Source organism: Streptomyces mayteni, assembly GCF_054783955.1.
Genome location: NZ_BAAGPR010000133.1, coordinates 1 through 18,231, shown reverse-complemented (window position 1 = coordinate 18,231; position 18,231 = coordinate 1). Strand labels below are relative to the sequence as shown.

General features: G+C 72.2%; 20 protein-coding genes, 3 tRNA genes and 1 pseudogene. 19 read left to right on the top strand and 5 right to left on the bottom strand.

Going from position 1 to position 18,231, the window contains the following annotated elements:
* From ACYVPE_RS35035 to ACYVPE_RS35005, 7 genes and pseudogenes are all read left to right on the top strand, one after another.
* Window positions 1-125 (top strand): annotated as a pseudogene (locus ACYVPE_RS35035) (ATP-binding protein); the annotation flags it as partial.
* A gap of 20 nt (window positions 126-145) precedes the next feature.
* Window positions 146-943 carry a fumarylacetoacetate hydrolase family protein gene (locus ACYVPE_RS35030; RefSeq protein WP_461037849.1) on the top strand — a complete coding sequence of 266 codons (798 nt, stop codon included), beginning with the start codon at window positions 146-148 and terminating at the stop codon, window positions 941-943.
* Between the two features lie 59 nt (window positions 944-1,002).
* Complete coding sequence (iscB, locus tag ACYVPE_RS35025; protein ID WP_461037848.1) at window positions 1,003-2,619, top strand: RNA-guided endonuclease IscB; 1,617 nt, start codon at window positions 1,003-1,005, stop codon at window positions 2,617-2,619.
* 25 nt (window positions 2,620-2,644) lie between these two features.
* The gene (gene gltX, locus ACYVPE_RS35020) at window positions 2,645-4,141 is read left to right on the top strand and encodes a glutamate--tRNA ligase (RefSeq protein ID WP_461037847.1); all 1,497 of its coding nucleotides are present in this window, start codon (window positions 2,645-2,647) and stop codon (window positions 4,139-4,141) included.
* A 149-nt stretch (window positions 4,142-4,290) separates the two neighbouring features.
* Window positions 4,291-4,362, top strand: a tRNA-Gln gene (locus ACYVPE_RS35015).
* A 23-nt stretch (window positions 4,363-4,385) separates the two neighbouring features.
* Window positions 4,386-4,458 (top strand) — tRNA-Glu (locus tag ACYVPE_RS35010).
* A 27-nt stretch (window positions 4,459-4,485) separates the two neighbouring features.
* Window positions 4,486-4,558 (top strand) — tRNA-Glu (locus tag ACYVPE_RS35005).
* A 56-nt stretch (window positions 4,559-4,614) separates the two neighbouring features.
* Here ACYVPE_RS35005 and ACYVPE_RS35000 read toward each other — a convergent pair.
* Window positions 4,615-5,256 (bottom strand): MerR family transcriptional regulator, encoded by a 642-nt coding sequence (locus tag ACYVPE_RS35000; protein WP_461037846.1) that lies wholly within the window; start codon window positions 5,254-5,256, stop codon window positions 4,615-4,617.
* Between the two features lie 109 nt (window positions 5,257-5,365).
* Here ACYVPE_RS35000 and ACYVPE_RS34995 point away from each other — a divergent pair, with 109 nt between their 5' ends.
* Complete coding sequence (locus ACYVPE_RS34995; protein WP_461037845.1) at window positions 5,366-5,845, top strand: DUF4188 domain-containing protein; 480 nt, start codon at window positions 5,366-5,368, stop codon at window positions 5,843-5,845.
* 13 nt (window positions 5,846-5,858) lie between these two features.
* Here ACYVPE_RS34995 and ACYVPE_RS34990 read toward each other — a convergent pair whose 3' ends face one another.
* Window positions 5,859-6,590 (bottom strand): IclR family transcriptional regulator, encoded by a 732-nt coding sequence (locus ACYVPE_RS34990; RefSeq protein ID WP_461037844.1) that lies wholly within the window; start codon window positions 6,588-6,590, stop codon window positions 5,859-5,861.
* Window positions 6,591-6,789: 199 nt separating this feature from the next.
* On the opposite strand from ACYVPE_RS34990, the gene leuC reads away from it, so the two are divergent.
* The 5 genes from leuC to ACYVPE_RS34965 all read left to right on the top strand — a co-directional run bounded on the left by leuC (window position 6,790) and on the right by ACYVPE_RS34965 (window position 10,238).
* The gene (gene leuC / locus ACYVPE_RS34985; protein ID WP_461037843.1) at window positions 6,790-8,214 is read left to right on the top strand and encodes a 3-isopropylmalate dehydratase large subunit; all 1,425 of its coding nucleotides are present in this window, start codon (window positions 6,790-6,792) and stop codon (window positions 8,212-8,214) included.
* Between the two features lie 14 nt (window positions 8,215-8,228).
* The gene (gene leuD, locus ACYVPE_RS34980) at window positions 8,229-8,822 is read left to right on the top strand and encodes a 3-isopropylmalate dehydratase small subunit (RefSeq protein ID WP_461037842.1); all 594 of its coding nucleotides are present in this window, start codon (window positions 8,229-8,231) and stop codon (window positions 8,820-8,822) included.
* Window positions 8,823-8,960: 138 nt separating this feature from the next.
* Window positions 8,961-9,215 carry an SCO5555 family protein gene (locus tag ACYVPE_RS34975; protein WP_461037841.1) on the top strand — a complete coding sequence of 85 codons (255 nt, stop codon included), beginning with the start codon at window positions 8,961-8,963 and terminating at the stop codon, window positions 9,213-9,215.
* 136 nt (window positions 9,216-9,351) lie between these two features.
* The gene (locus ACYVPE_RS34970) at window positions 9,352-9,936 is read left to right on the top strand and encodes an HU family DNA-binding protein (RefSeq protein ID WP_461037840.1); all 585 of its coding nucleotides are present in this window, start codon (window positions 9,352-9,354) and stop codon (window positions 9,934-9,936) included.
* 98 nt (window positions 9,937-10,034) lie between these two features.
* A complete protein-coding gene (locus ACYVPE_RS34965) occupies window positions 10,035-10,238 on the top strand; it encodes a hypothetical protein (RefSeq protein ID WP_461037839.1) in 204 nt (67 codons plus the stop codon).
* Here the strand turns inward: ACYVPE_RS34965 and cofC are convergent.
* Window positions 10,210-10,893 (bottom strand): 2-phospho-L-lactate guanylyltransferase, encoded by a 684-nt coding sequence (cofC, locus tag ACYVPE_RS34960; RefSeq protein ID WP_461037838.1) that lies wholly within the window; start codon window positions 10,891-10,893, stop codon window positions 10,210-10,212. The two genes, ACYVPE_RS34965 and cofC, sit on opposite strands and share 29 nt — an antisense overlap.
* A 205-nt stretch (window positions 10,894-11,098) precedes the next feature.
* On the opposite strand from cofC, the gene ACYVPE_RS34955 reads away from it, so the two are divergent.
* Genes ACYVPE_RS34955 through ACYVPE_RS34945 form a run of 3 tightly spaced genes read left to right on the top strand, consistent with a single transcriptional unit; the run spans window position 11,099 to window position 14,041 of the window.
* Window positions 11,099-11,860 (top strand): lysophospholipid acyltransferase family protein, encoded by a 762-nt coding sequence (locus ACYVPE_RS34955; RefSeq protein WP_461037837.1) that lies wholly within the window; start codon window positions 11,099-11,101, stop codon window positions 11,858-11,860.
* Window positions 11,857-12,858 carry an NAD(P)H-dependent glycerol-3-phosphate dehydrogenase gene (locus ACYVPE_RS34950; RefSeq protein ID WP_461037836.1) on the top strand — a complete coding sequence of 334 codons (1,002 nt, stop codon included), beginning with the start codon at window positions 11,857-11,859 and terminating at the stop codon, window positions 12,856-12,858. The genes ACYVPE_RS34955 and ACYVPE_RS34950 overlap by 4 nt, the downstream gene beginning before the upstream one ends.
* A gap of 34 nt (window positions 12,859-12,892) precedes the next feature.
* Window positions 12,893-14,041 (top strand): D-alanine--D-alanine ligase family protein, encoded by a 1,149-nt coding sequence (locus tag ACYVPE_RS34945; RefSeq protein WP_461037835.1) that lies wholly within the window; start codon window positions 12,893-12,895, stop codon window positions 14,039-14,041.
* 938 nt (window positions 14,042-14,979) lie between these two features.
* On the opposite strand, the gene ACYVPE_RS34940 is transcribed toward ACYVPE_RS34945, so the two are convergent.
* Both ACYVPE_RS34940 and ACYVPE_RS34935 read right to left on the bottom strand, forming a co-directional pair.
* Window positions 14,980-15,489 carry a DUF3515 domain-containing protein gene (locus tag ACYVPE_RS34940; RefSeq protein ID WP_461037834.1) on the bottom strand — a complete coding sequence of 170 codons (510 nt, stop codon included), beginning with the start codon at window positions 15,487-15,489 and terminating at the stop codon, window positions 14,980-14,982.
* 19 nt (window positions 15,490-15,508) lie between these two features.
* On the bottom strand, window positions 15,509-15,742 hold the full coding sequence (locus tag ACYVPE_RS34935; RefSeq protein ID WP_461037833.1) for an Lrp/AsnC ligand binding domain-containing protein: 234 nt from the start codon (window positions 15,740-15,742) through the stop codon (window positions 15,509-15,511).
* A gap of 133 nt (window positions 15,743-15,875) precedes the next feature.
* Between ACYVPE_RS34935 and ACYVPE_RS34930 the strand changes: the two genes are divergently transcribed.
* From ACYVPE_RS34930 to ACYVPE_RS34920, 3 genes are all read left to right on the top strand, one after another.
* Window positions 15,876-16,838, top strand: a complete 963-nt coding sequence (locus tag ACYVPE_RS34930) for a thiamine-phosphate kinase (RefSeq protein ID WP_461037832.1) — start codon at window positions 15,876-15,878, stop codon at window positions 16,836-16,838.
* 26 nt (window positions 16,839-16,864) lie between these two features.
* Window positions 16,865-17,713, top strand: a complete 849-nt coding sequence (gene thiD, locus ACYVPE_RS34925; protein WP_461037831.1) for a bifunctional hydroxymethylpyrimidine kinase/phosphomethylpyrimidine kinase — start codon at window positions 16,865-16,867, stop codon at window positions 17,711-17,713.
* Between the two features lie 55 nt (window positions 17,714-17,768).
* A partial coding sequence (locus ACYVPE_RS34920; RefSeq protein WP_461037830.1) for a DAK2 domain-containing protein occupies window positions 17,769-18,231 on the top strand: 463 nt, incomplete at its 3' end.

The window sequence follows — 18,231 nt, the reverse complement described above, 5'->3', positions numbered from 1 at the left end:
TGCGGGAGGCGCTGCAGATCGGCCCCGACGCCCCCATCATCACCACCGACGCCCGCCACCGGTCCGAGGCCAAGAGCGGCCTGATCACCCTCGTCGAACACGCCCTGATGGCGCGCCTGCGCTGAGGCCGTCTAGGCTGGCGGCCGTGCGCATCGCCAGATTCTCCATCGACGGCACCGTTGGCTTCGGCGTGGTCGAGGAGGAGCCCGCCGCCGACGGCGGGCTCCAGCTCGACATCATCAAGGGCCACCCGTTCGCCGAATTCGAACGCTCGGGCCGCCGGGTGCCGGTGAGCCAGGTCCGCCTGTTGCCCCCGGTGCTGCCCAGCAAGATCGTGGCCATCGGCCGCAACTACGCGGAACACGCCCGCGAGCTGGGCAACGCCGTGCCCGAGGTGCCGGTCACCTTCTTCAAGCCGTCCACCTCCGTGATCGGCCACGGCGACGCGATCGTCTACCCCTCGATCTCCTCCGACGTGCACCACGAGGCGGAGCTCGCCATCGTCATCGGCCGGCTCTGCCGCGACGTCCCCCGCGAGCGCGCCCGCGACGTCATCCTCGGCTACACCTGCGCCAACGACCTGACCGCGCGCGACGTCCAGCAGCGCGAGACCCAGTGGGCGCGTGCCAAGGGCTTCGACACCTCCTGCCCGCTGGGCCCCTGGATCGAGACCGACCTCGACCCGGCCGACCTCGCCGTGGGCTGCACGGTCAACGGCGAGCAGCGGCAACTCGGCCGCACCAGCGAGATGGTGCGCTCGGTCGAGGACCTGATCGTGCACATCACCGAGTCGATGACCCTGCTCCCGCAGGACGTCATCCTCACCGGCACCCCGGCCGGCGTCGGCCCGGTCCACGTCGGCGACGAGGTCGCCGTCACCATCGAAGGCATCGGCACTCTCACCAACAAGGTCGTCAAGCGTCACTCGCTCCTCGGTCTGTAAGGCCGTGAGTGACCAGCCCAAGCCATCGTGATCGAGTGGATCCAAGGGAGGTGCATTCGATGGCTACGTTCCAGGTGGGTGGGCAGACCCACCCCGCCGTGCTTCCTCAGCGGCGGGCTCTGGAATCCGCGAGCGCAGACACCTCTGGGAGCAGGGACGAAACGGCTTGCGGAGGCCCGGCGTCACGCCGGGCACTCGATCTGGGACATGGGCGAGGGGAGATGCCCGGAGGCGGCACCAGCCGCCGGGCACGTCACCCCGAGACCACCACACCAATGGTGGTCGAGGGAGCACCTATCGCTGGTAACGGCGACATTCATGCGCGTGCCGGCGCGCCGATGGTGGCGGTACTAGATCGACGGGGCAGTCCTCTGATGCCCTGCCACCCAGCACGCGCCCGGAAACTGCTCGACCAACGCCGGGCCGTGGTGGCGCGCCACACACCTTTCACGATCCGCCTCAGGGATCGAACGGTGGGGGACTCGGTGGTGGCAGGAGTCGCCGTCCGCATCGATCCGGGCTCCAAGGCCACAGGCATCGCCGTCACCGTTGACAGTCTTCACACACATGCACGGAAAGGGCTATACGCGCTCGAGATCGAGCACCGTGGCCAAGCCATCCGCGCGGCTCTGCGGCGGCGTGCAGATCACCGACGCAGACGGCGAGTCGCCAACCTGCGCTATCGCGCGCCTCGGTTCCTCAACCGACGACGGCCACGTGGTTGGCTCGCCCCCTCGCTCAGACACCGGGTGGATACCGTCCTCGCCCAGGTCACGCGTCTGACCAGGCTCTTCCCGATCACCGAGATCCATGCCGAACGGGTGTCGTTCGACGTGCACGCCCTTTCGCGCGGTCGCGAGACGCTGTCCTGCGTCGAGTACCGGCAGGGCACGTTGGCGGGCTATGAGGTCCGGCAGTACCTACTGGAGAAGTGGGGCAGAGCCTGCGTCTACTGCGGAACTGAGGGAACACCGCTCCAGATCGAGCACATCACGCCGCGTTCCAAGGGCGGCAGTGATCGAATGACGAACCTCACGCTGGCCTGCTCCTCCTGTAACCAGGCCAAGGGCGCTCAGCGGCTGGAGGAGTTCCTGACCAACAAACCGGCACTGGTCGCCAGGCTCCGAGCACAGGCGAAGGCACCCCTCCGCGATGCCGCGGTGATGAACTCCACCCGATGGGGCATCTGGCGCCAGCTACACACCATCGGCGTCCCCGTGGCCGCCTGGTCCGGGGGCCGAACCAAGTACAACCGACTCCGCCAGGGGCTGCCCAAGTCGCACACGCTGGACGCCGTCTGCGTCGGCGACATCGGTGAGGCAGGCAAGATCGTCAGGTATCCAGCCACAGCGCTCGTGGCGACGGCTACAGGCCGTGGCCGGTACAGACGCACCGATTCCGATCGCAGTGGGTTCCCTCGCAAGGTTAACCCGCGCCGCAAGCGTTTTTTCGGCTTCGCTACCGGTGACTTGGTCCGAGCGGTCGTTCCCCGAGGCAGGTACCAGGGCAGCCAGACCGGCCGTGTCGCCGTACGCGCTACCGGTCGCTTTAACATTCGTACGTCTCACGGACTTGTCCAAGGCATCCACCACCGTTACGTCCGCCTCCTCCAGAGGGCCGACGGTTACGGCTACACCATCAAGAAGGAGGAAGGGGTAACTGCCCTGGCTCGGTAGCCACGGGCATGCTCCAGAAACTCTCGTGACCGAATCCTCGTCCCCGGTCCGCGTCCGCTTCTGCCCGTCCCCGACGGGCAACCCGCACGTCGGGTTGGTGCGCACCGCCCTGTTCAACTGGGCGTTCGCCCGGCACCACGGCGGCACCCTGGTCTTCCGCATCGAGGACACCGACGCGGCCCGGGACTCGGAGGAGTCCTACGAGGCGCTGCTCGACGCCATGCGCTGGCTGGGGCTCGACTGGGACGAGGGCCCCGAGGTCGGCGGCCCGCACGCCCCCTACCGGCAGTCCCAGCGGATGGAGATCTACGCGGACGTCGCCGGCCGGCTGCTGGCCGCCGGTCACGCCTACCACTGCTACTGCACCCCGGAGGAGCTGGCGGAGCGCCGCGACGCCGCCCGCGCGGCCGGCCGCCCCTCCGGCTACGACGGCAAGTGCCGCACGGTCAGCGACGAGCAGCGCGCGGCCTACGAGGCCGAGGGCCGGCAGCCCATCGTGCGCTTCCGGATGCCGGACACCCCGATCACCTTCACCGACCTGGTGCGCGGCGAGCTGACGTTCACCCCGGAGAACGTGCCCGACTACGGCATCGTCCGGGCCAACGGCGCCCCGCTCTACACCCTGGTCAATCCGGTGGACGACGCGCTGATGGAGATCACCCACGTGCTCCGCGGCGAGGACCTGCTCTCCTCCACCCCCCGGCAGATCGCGCTCTACCGCGCGCTGGGCGAGATCGGCGTCGGTACCGGCGAGGTGCCCGCCTTCGGCCACCTCCCCTACGTGCTCGGCGAGGGCACCAAGAAGCTGTCCAAGCGCGACCCCGAGTCCTCGCTCAACCTCTACCGGGAGCGCGGCTTCCTGCCCTCCGGGCTGCTCAACTACCTGTCGCTGCTCGGCTGGTCGATCGCCGAGGACCGGGACGTCTTCACGGTCGACGAGCTGGTGGCCGCCTTCGACATCGCCGACGTGGTGCCCAACCCGGCGCGCTTCGACCTGAAGAAGTGCGAGGCGATCAACGCCACCCACATCAGGGACCACCTCTCCACCGAGGACTTCGTCGCGGCCTGCGAGCCCTGGCTGCGCGCCCCGCACGCGCCCTGGAAGCCGGACGCGTTCGACCCGGTCGCCTTCGCCGCCCTGGCCCCGCTGGCCCAGACCCGGCTCACGGTGCTCTCCGACATCACCGACAACGTCGACTTCCTCTTCCTCGACGAGCCGGTGAGCGACGAGGCGTCCTGGCAGAAGGCGATGAAGCCGGGCGCCGAGGCCGTCCTCGGGACGGCCAGGGAGAACCTGGCCGCGCTGGCGCCGGCCGACTGGGCGGCGGAGCCGCTGAAGGCCGCCGTGCTGGCCGCCGGCGAGGCCCACGGGCTGAAGCTCGGCAAGGCCCAGGCGCCGCTCCGAGTGGCCGTCACGGGGCGCACGGTGGGGCTGCCGCTGTTCGAGTCCCTCGAGGTCCTGGGCCGGGAGCGCACCCTGGCCCGGGTGGACGCGGCGCTGACCCGGCTGACCGCTGGCTGACATCCCCGGCTCGGGGGGCGGCGGTCCAGGATCTCGTTTTGGACCACCGTCCCCCATCGGGTAGTGTTCTTCCTGCCGCCAAGGAGGCCAGAAGGCCGGAAACCAAGGCGGTCACCCGAACAGAAACCCCAGCCGGGGTTGAGTTTTGGTGGGGTATGGTGTAATTGGCAGCACGACTGATTCTGGTTCAGTTAGTCTAGGTTCGAGTCCTGGTACCCCAGCGCGATCTTTCACGAGATCGAAGGCCCCCGTTGTGTAGCGGCCTAGCACGCCGCCCTCTCAAGGCGGTAGCGCCGGTTCGAATCCGGTCGGGGGTACGGTGATCCGCCAGGATCTCCACGCGAGCCCCCGTTGTGTAGCGGCCTAGCACGCCGCCCTCTCAAGGCGGTAGCGCCGGTTCGAATCCGGTCGGGGGTACTCGACGACGACAGGGCCTCCTCGCTCAGGCGAGGGGGCCTTCGTCGTGTTCTGGCTCATGTCGTGCCGGGGTCGAACCTGCGGCTCGCCTCCTCGGCCTGGGCCAGCCGGCGCAGGCTCAGCAGCACCGGCTCGTAGAGCACCGTCAGGGCGACGGCGGCCTCGAGTTGGGTGGTGGGGGCCTCGAACTCCTCGACCAGCGCGACCTCGTGAGCGGCCAGCTCGTCCGCCAGCCGCCCGTAGGGCAGGAGTTGGGACACCTCGCAGGGGTAGCCGAGCCGCCGCAGCGCGGCGAGCGAGGCGACCAGCGAGACATGCGCCGGGTTCTCCGGCACCACCCGCCAGCCGAGCAGTGTCTGCAACTCCTCGGCGGTGCGCTCCGCCGCCCCGGTGGCGGCCTGGTCGCCCTCCGTGAGCCTGGCGGCGCCGGGCAGCGCGGCGACCGCCGTGCCGAGCCGCGTCAGCTGGTCCATCGAGTCGTCGTCCACCGCGGCCAGCACCTCGCGGGCGGTGGCCACCGGCACCCGCCCCACCTGCACGAGCGCCCGCACCAGGCGCAGCCGGCGCAGGTGCTCCTCGTCGTACTCGGCCTGGGTGGCGCTGACCCGCCGGCCGGCCGGCAGCAGGCCCTCCCGCAGGTAGTACTTGATCGTCGCGATGGAGACCCCGCTGCGCTCGCAGAGCTCGGCCAGCCGCATCGTCCCGCCCCCTCTTGCTTTCCTGCTTGGTGAGTGGCACTATCCAATCATGGATAGCGTTGGTATCCAATAGTGGGGCCAAGAGACGCACGGAGAGCGAGCGGGGATCATGGCGAAGATCATCGAGGGCCGGATGACGGCGGCCGACAACGGGGGAGTGACGGTCTTCCTGATCGGCATGCGGATCAACAGCTTCTGGCGGCTGAGCTCCTGGTGGCCGACGTTCCTGGCGATGCCGCGGATGCTGAGGGAGCTCTCCGGCGAGAAGGAGCGCGGGATGCTCGGCTACCGGCTGCTGTTCGGCGGGCCGCGGCTGATCTACGTCGTGCAGTACTGGCGCTCGCACGAGGAGCTGCTGGCCTACGCCTCCGCTCGGGGCGGGCTCCATCGGCCGGCCTGGGCGGCGTTCAACCGCCGGCTGCGCGCGGGGCGGGGCCGGGTCGGCTTCTGGCACGAGACCTATGTCGTGCCGGCCGGGGCGCACGAGCAGTTCTACCTGAACATGCCGCCCTTCGGCCTGGGCGAGGCTACCGGCGTCATACCGATCGGCAGGCGCGGCGAGCGGGCCGCCGAGCGGCTCGCCGTCTAGCGGAGGGGCTCGGTCAGCCGCCGGTGCGCCGCAGCGCCTCGGTGAGGCGGCCGGCGGCGTCCAGCAGGGACTGGGCGTGCATCCGGCCGGGGTGGCGGGTCAGCCGCTCGATCGGCCCGGACACGGAGACGGCGGCCACGACCCGGTTGGAGGGCCCGCGCACCGGCGCCGAGACGGAGGCCACACCGGGCTCCCGCTCCCCGATGGACTGGGCCCAGCCGCGGCGGCGCACCCCGGAGAGCGCGGTGGCGGTGAAGCGGGCGCCCTGCAGCCCGTGGTGCAGCCGCTCGGGCTCCTCCCAGGCCAGCAGGATCTGGGCGGCCGAGCCGGCCTTCATGGGGAGCGTGGAGCCCACCGGCACGGTGTCCCGCAGTCCGGAGAGCCGCTCGGCGGCGGCCACGCAGATCCGCATGTCGCCCTGGCGCCGGTAGAGCTGGGCGCTCTCCCCTGTCAGGTCGCGCAGCGCGGTCAGCACCGGGCCTGCGGCGGCCAGCAGCCGGTCCTCGCCGGCCGCGGCGGCCAGCTCGGCGAGCCGCGGGCCCAGCACGAACCTGCCCTGCATGTCCCGGGCCAACAGCCGGTGGTACTCGAGCGCCACCGCCATCCGGTGCGCGGTCGGCCTGGCGAGCCCCGTCGCCCCGACCAGGCCGGCCAGCGTGGCCGGCCCGGACTCCAGGGCCCCGAGCACCAGCGCAGCCTTGTCCAGAACGCCCACACCGCTGGAATCGCCGCTAGAGTTGTCCATGCAACGATATTCGCGTCTCACACTGTGAAACGCAAGTTCAATTTTCGAGAGAAGGCGGCAGGCTGGGGGGCAGTGTTCCGCGTCGTGTGCGCGGAGCGCGTCACCGGCCACGTCCGACCGAGGCCCCCGCCGCCCGGGGCGGGCCAGGGGAGCGGACGGCGGCCACCCGAGACCAGCGGCGATGCCGGAGGGAAATGCGATGGGACGGACACTGGCGGAGAAAGTCTGGGACGACCATGTCGTCCGGCGCGCGGAGGGCGAGCCAGACCTGCTCTACATCGACCTCCACCTGCTCCACGAGGTGACCAGCCCGCAGGCCTTCGACGGGCTGCGCAAGAACGGCCGCCGGGTGCGCCGCACGGACCTCACCATCGCCACCGAGGACCACAACACCCCCACGCTCGACATCGACAAGCCCATCGCGGACCCGGTGTCCCGCACCCAGCTGGAGACCCTCCGCGGGAACTGCGCGGAGTTCGGCGTCCGGCTGCACCCGCTGGGCGACGCCGAGCAGGGCGTGGTGCACGTGGTCGGCCCGCAGCTCGGCCTGACCCAGCCCGGCACGACCGTGGTCTGTGGCGACAGCCACACCTCCACGCACGGCGCGTTCGGCGCGCTGGCCTTCGGCATCGGCACCAGCCAGGTCGAGCACGTGCTGGCCACCCAGACGCTGCCGATGGCCCCGTTCCGCACCATGGCGGTCACCGTGCTCGGCGAGCTGCCGGCCGGCGTCACCGCCAAGGACCTGATCCTGGCGATCATCGCCAGGATCGGCACCGGCGGCGGCCAGGGCTATGTCCTTGAGTACCGCGGCGAGGCCATCGAGAAGCTCTCGATGGAGGCGCGGATGACGATCTGCAACATGTCGATCGAGGCCGGCGCCCGCGCCGGCATGATCGCCCCCGACGAGACGACCTTCGCCTACCTGAAGGGCCGCGACCACGCGCCCGAGGGCGCCGACTGGGACGCCGCCGTCGCCTACTGGAAGACCCTCCGCACCGACGAGGACGCCGTCTTCGACCACGAGGTCGTCATCGAGGCCGCCGAGCTGGCGCCGTTCGTCACCTGGGGCACCAACCCCGGCCAGGGCGCGCCGCTGTCGGAGTCCGTGCCCGACCCGGCCTCCTACGCCGACCCCAACGAGCGCACGGCGGCCGAGCGGGCCCTCGAGTACATGGGGCTCACGGCCGGCCAGCGGCTGCGGGACATCCCGGTGGACACCGTGTTCGTCGGCTCGTGCACCAACGGCAGGATCGAGGACCTGCGCTCGGCCGCCGCCGTGCTCGACGGCCGGCAGATCGCGGACGGGGTGCGGATGCTGGTGGTGCCAGGATCGGTCCGGGTGGCGCTGCAGGCCGTCGAGGAGGGCCTGGACAAGGTGTTCACGGCCGCCGGCGCCGAGTGGCGGCACGCCGGGTGTTCGATGTGTCTGGGCATGAACCCCGACCAACTCGCCCCCCAGGAGCGCTGCGCCTCCACCTCCAACCGCAACTTCGAGGGCAGGCAGGGCAAGGGCGGTCGCACGCACCTGGTCTCGCCGCAGGTCGCCGCCGCCACCGCGGTCACCGGCCGGCTCGCCTCCCCGGCCGACCTGGCCACCGCCCCCACCCCCGCCGAGGTATGAGGTCACCGAAGGACATGGAAGCTTTCACCACGCACACCGGCCGCGCCGTCCCGCTGCGCCGGAGCAACGTCGACACCGACCAGATCATCCCCGCGCACTGGCTCAAGAAGGTCACCAGGGACGGCTTCGAGGACGGCCTGTTCGAGGCCTGGCGCAAGGACCCGGAGTTCGTGCTCAACAGGCCCGAGCGCGCCGGCGCCACGGTGCTGGTCGCCGGCCCCGACTTCGGCACCGGCTCCTCCCGTGAGCACGCCGTCTGGGCCCTGCAGAACTACGGCTTCAAGGCCGTGATCTCCCCTCGCTTCGCCGACATCTTCCGAGGCAACTCGCTGAAGAACGGCCTGCTCACCGTAGTGCTCCCGCAGGAGACGGTGGACGCGCTGTGGGCGCTGGTCGAGGCCGACCCGGCCGCGGAGATCACCGTCGACCTGGTCGAGCGCCGGGTGGTCGCCGAGGGGATCGAGGCGCCCTTCGAGCTCGACGAGAACGCCCGCTGGCGGCTGCTCGAAGGGCTCGACGACATCAGCATCACACTGCGCGACGAGGACCAGGTGGCCACCTTCGAGGCCGGCCGACCCTCCTTCAAGCCCCGCACCCAAGTGGCCTGACACGCCGGGCAACTGCCCGCCAGAAGCGACGCCCCCGCCGGTCCAGACCGGCGGGGGCGTCGCGCGTCTTCCCCCGTACGACACGGGCGTTGGGGGCTTAGAGGGCGATACCAGTGCCAAGGTGGCACAATCGGCGACATGGAACGCGACGGTCAACTCGAACTCTACGACCGCCTCGCCGCTCGACTGAGGGACGCGCACCGGACGGTGCGGGCCCTGCAAGTGCCTGAGGACGTACGGCAAGCTCTCACCCGGAAGCTGCTGATCATCACCGCGGCGGCCAAGCAGGACCTGCCCGGCGCCGCGCGTCGTCTGGACCGGCTGATGGAGGACGTTGACGCGGGGTGGCCGGCTCGGGATCGGCCCGGCGAACGTCGTGACGCGGCCTCGTGAGGGCCGCGCACCGGTCGAGTTCGTTGCGACACAAGGGTGATTAGCCCGTTTCGCGTTTGATTTGCGGAATATATCTGCCTAACGTGCGAAAAAGCTTGGACACATTCGTTCCAGCAATGCCTGCGAAGGGGAAGACGTGAACAAGGCGCAACTCGTAGAGGCGATTGCCGACAAGCTTGGCGGCCGCCAGCAGGCCGCCGACGCGGTCGATATCGTGCTCGACGCCATTATCCGCGCGGTCGTCGCGGGCGAGCGGGTCTCGGTGACCGGCTTCGGATCGTTCGAGAAGGTCGACCGGCCGGCCAGGTACGCCCGCAACCCGCAGACCGGTGAGCGGGTGCGGGTCAAGAAGACGTCGGTGCCGCGCTTCCGCGCCGGCCAGGGGTTCAAGGACCTGGTGTCCGGGACGAAGAAGCTTCCCAAGAACGACGTCGCGGTGAAGAAGGCCCCGAAGGGCAGCCTCTCCGGCGGCACCACCACCAAGAAGGCCGCGACCAAGAAGGCGGCGGCCAAGAAGGCCACGGCGAAGCGGACCACGGCCGCGAAGAAGACCACCGCCAAGAAGACGACGGCCGCGAAGAAGACCACGGCCAAGAAGACCACCGCGAAGAAGGCCGCGGCCAAGAAGGCTCCGGCCAAGAAGGCCACCGCCAAGAAGGCCCCCGCCAAGCGAGGGTCCTCCCGCTCCGCCGCCAAGAAGGCCACGTCGCGTCGCAGGTGACGGCCTCAGCGCGCGGCCACCCCCGCGGGCCGGTCTCCATCCCGGAGCCCGGCCCGCCGTCGTTCCGCCACCCCGACCGAGCCCCTATGCTCGGCGCCATGCAGGCCACCGCGTACACCTACGATCCCGAGACCCGCTCCGGCAGCGTCCTCCTGGACGACGGCACGCCCCTGGAGTTCGGCGCCGACGCCTTCGACGCCGGCGGCCTCCGCCTGCTGCGCCCCGGTCAACGGGTCAGGATCGAGGTGACCGGCACCGGCGAGCGGCGGGTCGTCACCTTCCTGACCCTGCAGACGCTGTAGGCGCCGCGGGAGCGGTCAGCCCCCGCACCCGGGCCGCGGTGCGCGGCCCGACGCCGAGCGCCAGCGCGTCGCGCAGGTCGTCGCCGGTGTCCACGTCACGCCGAACGCTTTCGACTCCGTCGAGCAGAAGTTCGGTTGCGCCGGATGTGGCGTGGCGCGCCCTGGAGCGCCCACCGAACGCCGGCCCAAGGGGCATTCCGGGCATCGCCGCGAGCAACGTTGTACCCACCCCCGCGGCGTCCGCGAGGAAGCTCCGAGGCCGCTCGCCGGCCGCCGCGAGCACGCGCGCGAGCTCCGCGGGGCGCAGCGCCGGCAGGTCCGCGTTGAGCGCCGCCACGGCGGCGCCGGGATCCTCGTTCCTGACGGCCGACTCGCCGTGCGCCAGCGCCGCGTTGAGCCCGCGCCCCGGCCGGTCGGGCGCGACCGCCGCGCCGAGCGCCGTCAACCGCTCGCCGGCCAGCGGGTCGTCGGTCACCACCAGCACTTTCCGCACCAGCGGACAGGTCAGCGCGGCCGAGACCGTGTCCTCGGCGAAGGCCAGCGCGAGCGAGGGCCGCAGCGCCTCGCCGGCCGTCGGGGCCAGCCGGCTCTTGGCCAGGCGCAGCGGCTTCAGCGGCACGATCAACGCCCAGCCGGAACCATCCGTGTCTCGCACGGTGTCATTCTCCCTTCCTCCCTGATGTCTCGTCCCTCGGCGCGAAGGCCGCCTGCCGGGCGTCGACCCCGGCACATTAGGGTGCAAACTTGGACCGTCGCGGCGGCGGATCGAGCTGCTGGACAGCCCCTCACCCCGGGGCGACACTTGTGCGACTGTCCGCAGCGGACCGCGCCGGAGCAGTGCAAGAGGAGATGGTGTCCCAGTGTCTCGCCGCAGAATCGGCTTCTGGTACCGACTGGCCGCATTTCTGGTAAAACCGACGATGAGCATGCTCTTCAAGCGGGACTGGCGTGGAATGGAGCATATTCCCGGTGAGGGGGGATTCATCACCGCGGTGAATCACAACTCCGTTCTCGACCCCTTCTCCTACGCGCACTTCCAGTACAACACCGGGCGAGTCCCCAGATTCCTGGCCAAGGACAGTCTCTTCAACCGTGGCGTGGTCGGCCGGTTCATGCGCGGCACCGGGCAGATTCCCGTCTACCGCGAGAGCGGCGACGCCGCCGACGCGTTCCGGGCCGCCGTCGTGGCCGTGCGCGCCGGCGAGTGCGTCACCTTCTACCCGGAGGGCACCCTCACCCGCGACCCCGGGCTCTGGCCGATGCAGGGCAAGACCGGCGCCGCCCGGGTGGCGCTCGCCACCCGGGCACCGGTGATCCCCGTCGCACAGTGGGGCGCCAACGAGGCGATGCCGCCCTACGTCAGTCGGGGCAAGTTCCGCCTCGTTCCCCGCAAGACACTCACCGTGGTCGCCGGCCTGCCCGTGGATCTGGGGGAGTTCTACGACCAGGAGCCCACGACCGAGGTGCTCCGCGAGGTCACCGACCGGATCATGGACGCCGTCACGGCCCTGCTCGCCGGGATCCGTGACGAGACCCCGCCCGTGGACCGCTATGTTCACCGGAGTACATCGGCCGACCGGCGTGGCTCGGTGAGCGCGCCTGAGGAGGAGAAAGCGGAGTGACACGCGTCGCCGTCTACGGCACCGGATCCTGGGGGACCGCCTTCGCCATCGTCCTGGCGGACGCGGGATGCGAGGTGACGTTGTGGGCCCGCCGCCCCGAGGTGGTCGAGGCCGTCAACGCCACCCGGACCAACCAGGAATACCTGCCAGGCGTCCGGCTGCCCGAGACGGTCCGCGCCACCGCCGACCCCGCCGAGGCCGCGCGGGGCGCGGAGTTCGCGGTGCTCTCCGTGCCGTCCCAGACGCTGCGCGACAACCTTGCCGGCTGGGCCGGACTGCTGGCCCCCGACACCGTGCTCGTCTCGCTGATGAAGGGCATCGAGCTCGGCACGGCGAAGCGGATGAGCGAGGTCATCGAGGAGGTGGCCGGCGTCGGCCCCGAGCGGGTGGCCGTGCTCTCCGGGCCCAACCTGGCCGCGGAGATCGCCGAACGCCAACCGGCCGCCTCCGTCGTCGCCTGCGTCGACGAGACCGTGGCCAAGCGGCTCCAGGCCGCCTGCCACACCCCCTACTTCCGGCCCTACACCAACACCGACGTGATCGGCTGCGAACTCGGCGGCGCCGTCAAGAACGTGATCGCGCTCGCCGTGGGTATCGCCGACGGCATGGGCCTCGGCGACAACACCAAGGCGTCCCTGATGACCCGTGGGCTCGCCGAGATCAGCCGGCTGGGCCTGGCGATGGGCGCGGACGCGCTCACCTTCGCCGGCCTCGCCGGCATGGGCGACCTGATCGCCACCTGCTCGTCGCCGCTCTCCCGCAACCACACCTTCGGCACCAACCTCGGGCGCGGCATGACCCTCGAGGAGACCATCGCCGTCACCCGGCAGACCGCCGAGGGCGTCAAGTCCTGCCGTTCGGTCCAGGATCTGGCGCGGCGTCACGGCATCGACATGCCGCTGACCGAGACGGTGGTGCGGATCGTGCACGAGGGCACGTCTCCCCAGGTGGCGGTGGGTGAGCTGATGTCGCGAACCGCCAAGGCCGAGCAGCGCTGACTGCGGCCCTCCCGTTAGGTAGCCTCAGGGGGTTATGAGCAGCGAGATCTCCCCCCAGAGCCCCCACGCCAAGCCGCGTGTCGCCGTCGTCTTCGGCGGGCGCAGCTCCGAGCACACCATCTCGGTGGTCACCGCAGGAGCCGTGCTCCGGGCCATCGACCGTGACCGCTACGACGTGCTGCCCATCGGCATCACCACGGACGGCCGTTGGGCGCTCACGGCCGACGATCCCGACCGGATGGCGATCGTCGAGCGCTCGCTGCCCAGCGTCGAGCAGATCGCCGAGCCGGGCACCGGCGACGTGGTGCTGCCGATCGGCCCCGGCCGGCGCGAGGTGGTCTACTCCGAGGCCGGCTCGGTGCCGAAGGACCTCGGCGACGTCGACGTCGTGTTCCCGATGCTGCACGGCCCCTACGGCGAGGACGGCACCCTGCAGGGGCTGCTCGACCTGGCCGGCGTGCCGTACGTCGGCTCCGGGGTGCTGGCCTCGGCGGTCGGCATGGACAAGGAGTACATGAAGCGGGTCTTCACCTCCTTCGGCCTGCCGGTCGGCCCCTACGTGGTGGTCAGGCCCCGCGAGTGGGAGGCGGACCGCGGCGCGGCCCTGGCCAGGATCACGGACTTCGCCGACGAACACGGCTGGCCGCTCTTCGTGAAGCCGGCCCGCGCCGGCTCCTCGATGGGCATCTCCCGCGTCGCGGACCCGGCGGACCTGCCGGCGGCCGTCGAGGAGGCCAGGCGGCACGACCCCAAGATCATCGTGGAGTCGCTGCTGCGGGGCCGGGAGATCGAGTGCGGCGTCCTGGAGTTCGAGGACGGCGCCCGCGCCAGCCTGCCGGCCGAGATCCCGCCGGTCTCCAGCCACGACTTCTACGACTTCGAGGCCAAGTACATCGACTCGGCCGCCGGGATCGTGCCGGCCCCGCTCACCCCCGAGGAGACCGCCCGCGTCCAGGAACTGGCGGTGCGGGCCTTCGACGCGGCCTCCTGCGAGGGGCTCGTCCGGGCCGACTTCTTCCTGCGGGAGAATGGCGAGTTCGTCATCAACGAGATCAACACGATGCCGGGCTTCACGCCGATCTCGATGTTCCCGCGCATGTGGGAGGCGAGCGGCGTGAGCTACCCGGAACTCGTCGACCACCTCCTCCAGACGGCACTCCGCCGCTCGACGGGCCTCCGCTGAACGGGCGTGGCCGCGGAACGGGCGTGGCCGCGGAACGGGCGTGGCCGCCCTGCCCGTCCCACCACCTGCTGCTCCACGGCGCGGCGCCGCGCCCACCCACCCGCCCCCGGCAGGTGGCCTCGCGCGGCTGCGCCGCCCCGGCGGCGGTGCCGCCACGGGCCTGGCCCGGTCGGGTGCCCGCCGGTGCGGTGCGCGTTGGTGCGATGCCCGGCCTGGGCCAGGGGTGTTCGCTCGGGTGTAAGCCCGGCCTCGGCAACGCCGTCCCGGCGGCGCTGCCGTCACGGGCCCGGCTCGGCCAGATGCCTGGCGGTGTGGAGCGCGTTGGCGTGGTGCGCGGGCCATGTGCCCGCCCCGGGTGCGCCGCCCGGGCGAGGGTGTTCGCTCCGGCCCGGTTCGGTCGGGCGTAAGCGCCGGCCTGGGCAACACTGTCCCGGCGGCGGTGCCGCCACGGGCCTGGCCCGGTCGGGTGCCCGCCGGTGCGGTGCGCGTTGGTGCGATGCCCGGCCTGGGCCAGGGGCGTTCGCTCGGGTGTAAGCCCGGCCTCGGCAACGTCGTCCCGGCGGCGTAGCCGCCAGGGGCCCGGCTCGGCCGGGCGTCCGGCGGTGTGGAGCGCGTTGGCGTGGTGCGCGGGCGATTCGCCCGCCCCGGTGGCGCTGCCGTCAGGCGCGGCCGCGCCAGGCCGGCCCGGCTGGATGCCTGCCGGTGCTGGAGCGTATCGGCGCGGTGCGCGGCCGGGCGTAAGTGCCGGGCAGGCCGTGGCTGTTCACGGGCGTAGCCCGTGAACAAAGCCGGCCCGGGCCCCCGCGCCGAGCGCGAACGTCGCCGATGGCGGAGCGCCGGCCCGTGGGCGCGCCGCGAGCCGGGCAGGGGCTTGTGGGGGCACCTCCCGGCGTTAGCTGGGGGAGGGTGGGGGAAACCCCCCGACGGCCGCCGCCCGGCTAGTGGTGGTCGTCCGGTGGGGAGTGGAGCGCGTCCGGCGGGATGTGGTCGACGACGGCGGCGGCGACGTCCAACAGGGGGTTGACCTCGGGGGCGTAGTCCTCGGGCACCGTCATCTCCACGAAGAACTCCCGCTCCGCCGTGGTGAACCGGGCGCCGTCCGACCGCTCCTCGTACAGCCAGGTCACGTCGTTGACGCCGACGAACTCCGCGCCCGGGTCGTACGTCTCGCTGCCCGCCGTCATCACCGCCGGCTCCGGCACCCCGCAGCGCAGCACGATCGCCGGGTCGCCCCAGACGGCCACGTAGGGTGAGTCGACGCTCGCCGTGCCAAGCGACTCGCCGTCCACCTCGTCCGGGAGGTCGGTGGCCATCGCCTCGCAGGCCCGCGCCGCCTCGCCCGTGGGCGAGGGCGCGGTCACCTCGGGGCCGCCGGCGGACGAGTCGCACGCGCCGGCGGTCAGAAGCACCGTGGCGGCCAGCAGGCCGCGGCGTAGGGGAGACCGCACCCCGCGAGCATACGAGGGCTCAGAGGTGGACGATCGGGCAGGTCAGTGTCCGCGTGATGCCCACCACCCCCTGGACCTTGGCGACCACCAGCCGGCCGAGGTCGTTCACCGTCTCCGCCTCGGCCCGCACGATCACGTCGTAGGGACCCGTGACGTCCTCGGCCTGGAGCACGCCGGGGATCCCGGCGATGACGTCGGCCACGGTGGACGCCTTGCCCACCTCGGTCTGGATCAGGATGTACGCCTGTACCACGGGTCCTCCACGGCGGCTACGAGGAACGGGGGCGCTACCGTAGCGCGTCGTGACCGGCACTGGGAGACTGCGGCGGGTGCTGATCACGGCAGGTTGACCCGTGGTCCGGCGAGATGAGCATGAGGAGAGCTGAGTGAAGGGGACTGTGGGGGAGCTCGGGGAGTTCGGGCTGATCCGGGAGCTCACCTCCCGGATCGGTGGCGCGCCCGCCGTGCGGCTCGGCCCGGGGGACGACGCCGCGGTGGTCGCCGCGCCGGACCGGCGGGTCGTCGCCAGCACCGACATGCTCCTCGAGGGCCGGCACTTCCGCCGCGACTGGTCCACCGCCTACGACGTCGGCCGCAAGGCCGCCGCCCAGAACCTCGCCGACGTCGCCGCCATGGGCGCCGTGCCGACCGCCCTGCTGCTCGGCCTCGTGGTGCCGGCCGAACTCCCCGTCACCTGGGCCCTGGAACTGATGGACGGCATCAGCGACGAGTGCCGGGTGGCCGCCGCCGGGGTGGCCGGCGGCGACATCGTGCGCGGCGAGACGATCATGGTCTCGATCACCGCGCTCGGCGACCTCGGCGGGCGCGAGCCGGTCACCAGGGGCGGCGCCAGACCCGGCGACATCATCGCCGTCACCGGCTGGCTCGGCTGGTCGGCCGCCGGGCACGCCGTGCTCTCCCGCGGCTTCCGCTCCCCGCGCGCCTTCGTCGAGGCGCACCGCCGCCCAGAACCGCCCTACCCGGCCGGCCCCGCGGGCGCCGCGCTCGGCGCGACCGCGATGACGGACGTCAGCGACGGTCTCATCGCGGACCTGGACCACATCGCGGCGGCCAGCAAGGTGCGGATCGACATCCGCTCCGGCGCGCTCGACATCCCCGCCCAGATGTCGGACATCGGGCAGGCCGTCGGCGTCGACCCGCTGCACTGGGTGCTCACCGGCGGCGAGGACCACGCCATCGTCGCCACGTTCCCGCCCGAGACCAAGCTGCCGGCGCGCTGGCGGCCGATCGGCGAGGTGCTGCCGGCCAGGGGCCGGGGCGTGCCGCGGGTGACGGTGGACGGCGCGGCCTGGGAGCAGGCCGGCGGCTGGGACCACTTCGCGAGCTGACCTGGCCCGCTGAGTACCGTCGGGGCATGGGAACCCCACCGCGCACGCCGCCGCGCACGCCGCCGCGCGTGCTGACCGTCGCAGGCTCCGACTCCGGCGGCGGCGCCGGCATCCAGGCTGACCTCAAGACCATGCTGGCGCTCGGCACCCACGGCATGAGCGTGCTCACCGCGGTGACCGCGCAGAACTCGCTGGGCGTGCGGGGCGTCTGGGAACTGCCGGCCGAGGCGGTGCGGGCGCAGTTCCTCGCGGTGGTCGACGACATCGGGGTGGCGGCGGTCAAGACCGGGATGCTCTCCTCGGCCGAGCTGGTGGAGACGGTGGCGGAACTGCTCGCCCCGCTCGACGTGCCCGTGGTCGTCGACCCGGTGGGCGTCTCCAAGCACGGCGACCCGCTGCTCGCCGTCGACGCCCTGGACGCGGTGCGCGGCCGGCTGCTGCCGGTGGCCACCGTCGCCACCCCCAACCTGGCCGAGGTCGCCCAGCTCACCGGGGTCGTGGTGGAGGGCGAGGACGATCTGCGGCGGGCGGCCGACGCCGTGCTCGGGTACGGCCCGCGCTGGGCGCTGATCAAGGGCGGCCACCTGCCAGGCGACGCCACCGACCTGCTGACCGACGGCACCGTCGAGCACTGGCTGCGCGCCCCCCGCCTCGACAACCGCCACACGCACGGCACCGGTTGCACCTACGCCTCCGCGATCGCCGCCCGGCTGGCCGCCGGCGACCCGGTGCCGGAGGCGGTGGCCGCGGCCAAGAAGTACGTGACCGGCGCCATCCGGGCCGGCTTCGCGCTGGGCGCCGGCATCGGGCCGGTGCACCACGGGCACGCGCTGGCACCACGACCGGGCGGCGCCCCGCCCGCCGGCCTGTCATAAGCTGCCAGCGGCCGCCCGCCGGCCAGGCAGCACAAGACCCGAGGAAGGACCGACCGTGTCGCATCCACTGGACGCCGACGCGGTACGGCGCTGGTGCCGGATCGCGCTTGACGCCGTGGGCGGTGCCCGCGAGGACATCGACGCGATCAACGTCTACCCGGTGGCGGACGGCGACACGGGCACCAACCTCTATCTCACCCTGGAGTCGGCGGGGCAGGCCGTGGCGGCCGCCGCCACCGGGAGCCCCACCCTGGCCGAGGCTGTCCGCGGCATGGCGCACGGCGCGCTGATCGGCGCCCGGGGTAACTCGGGCACCATCCTGGCCCAACTGCTCCGCGGCATGGCCGAGGTGCTCTCCGAGCCCGAGACGGCGGACGCGGAAGCCGACGCCGTGCGGCGCGCGCTGCGCCGCGCCGCGGCCGGCGCCTACGAGGCGGTCGCGCACCCCGTCGAGGGCACCATGCTCACCGTCGCCGCGGCGGCGGCCGACGCGGCCGAGCACGGCCCGGGCACCACCG

Coding starts and splice junctions, on each gene's coding strand:
- iscB (WP_461037848.1), top strand. CDS start 1,003: ATGGCTACGTTCCAGGTGGGTGGGCAGACCCACCCCGCCGTGCTTCCT.
- ACYVPE_RS35000 (WP_461037846.1), bottom strand. CDS start 5,256: ATGCGGCTGGCCGAGCTCTGCGAGCGCAGCGGGGTCTCCATCGCGACG.
- ACYVPE_RS34995 (WP_461037845.1), top strand. CDS start 5,366: ATGGCGAAGATCATCGAGGGCCGGATGACGGCGGCCGACAACGGGGGA.
- ACYVPE_RS34990 (WP_461037844.1), bottom strand. CDS start 6,590: ATGGACAACTCTAGCGGCGATTCCAGCGGTGTGGGCGTTCTGGACAAG.
- leuC (WP_461037843.1), top strand. CDS start 6,790: ATGGGACGGACACTGGCGGAGAAAGTCTGGGACGACCATGTCGTCCGG.
- leuD (WP_461037842.1), top strand. CDS start 8,229: ATGGAAGCTTTCACCACGCACACCGGCCGCGCCGTCCCGCTGCGCCGG.
- ACYVPE_RS34975 (WP_461037841.1), top strand. CDS start 8,961: ATGGAACGCGACGGTCAACTCGAACTCTACGACCGCCTCGCCGCTCGA.
- ACYVPE_RS34965 (WP_461037839.1), top strand. CDS start 10,035: ATGCAGGCCACCGCGTACACCTACGATCCCGAGACCCGCTCCGGCAGC.
- ACYVPE_RS34945 (WP_461037835.1), top strand. CDS start 12,893: ATGAGCAGCGAGATCTCCCCCCAGAGCCCCCACGCCAAGCCGCGTGTC.
- thiD (WP_461037831.1), top strand. CDS start 16,865: ATGGGAACCCCACCGCGCACGCCGCCGCGCACGCCGCCGCGCGTGCTG.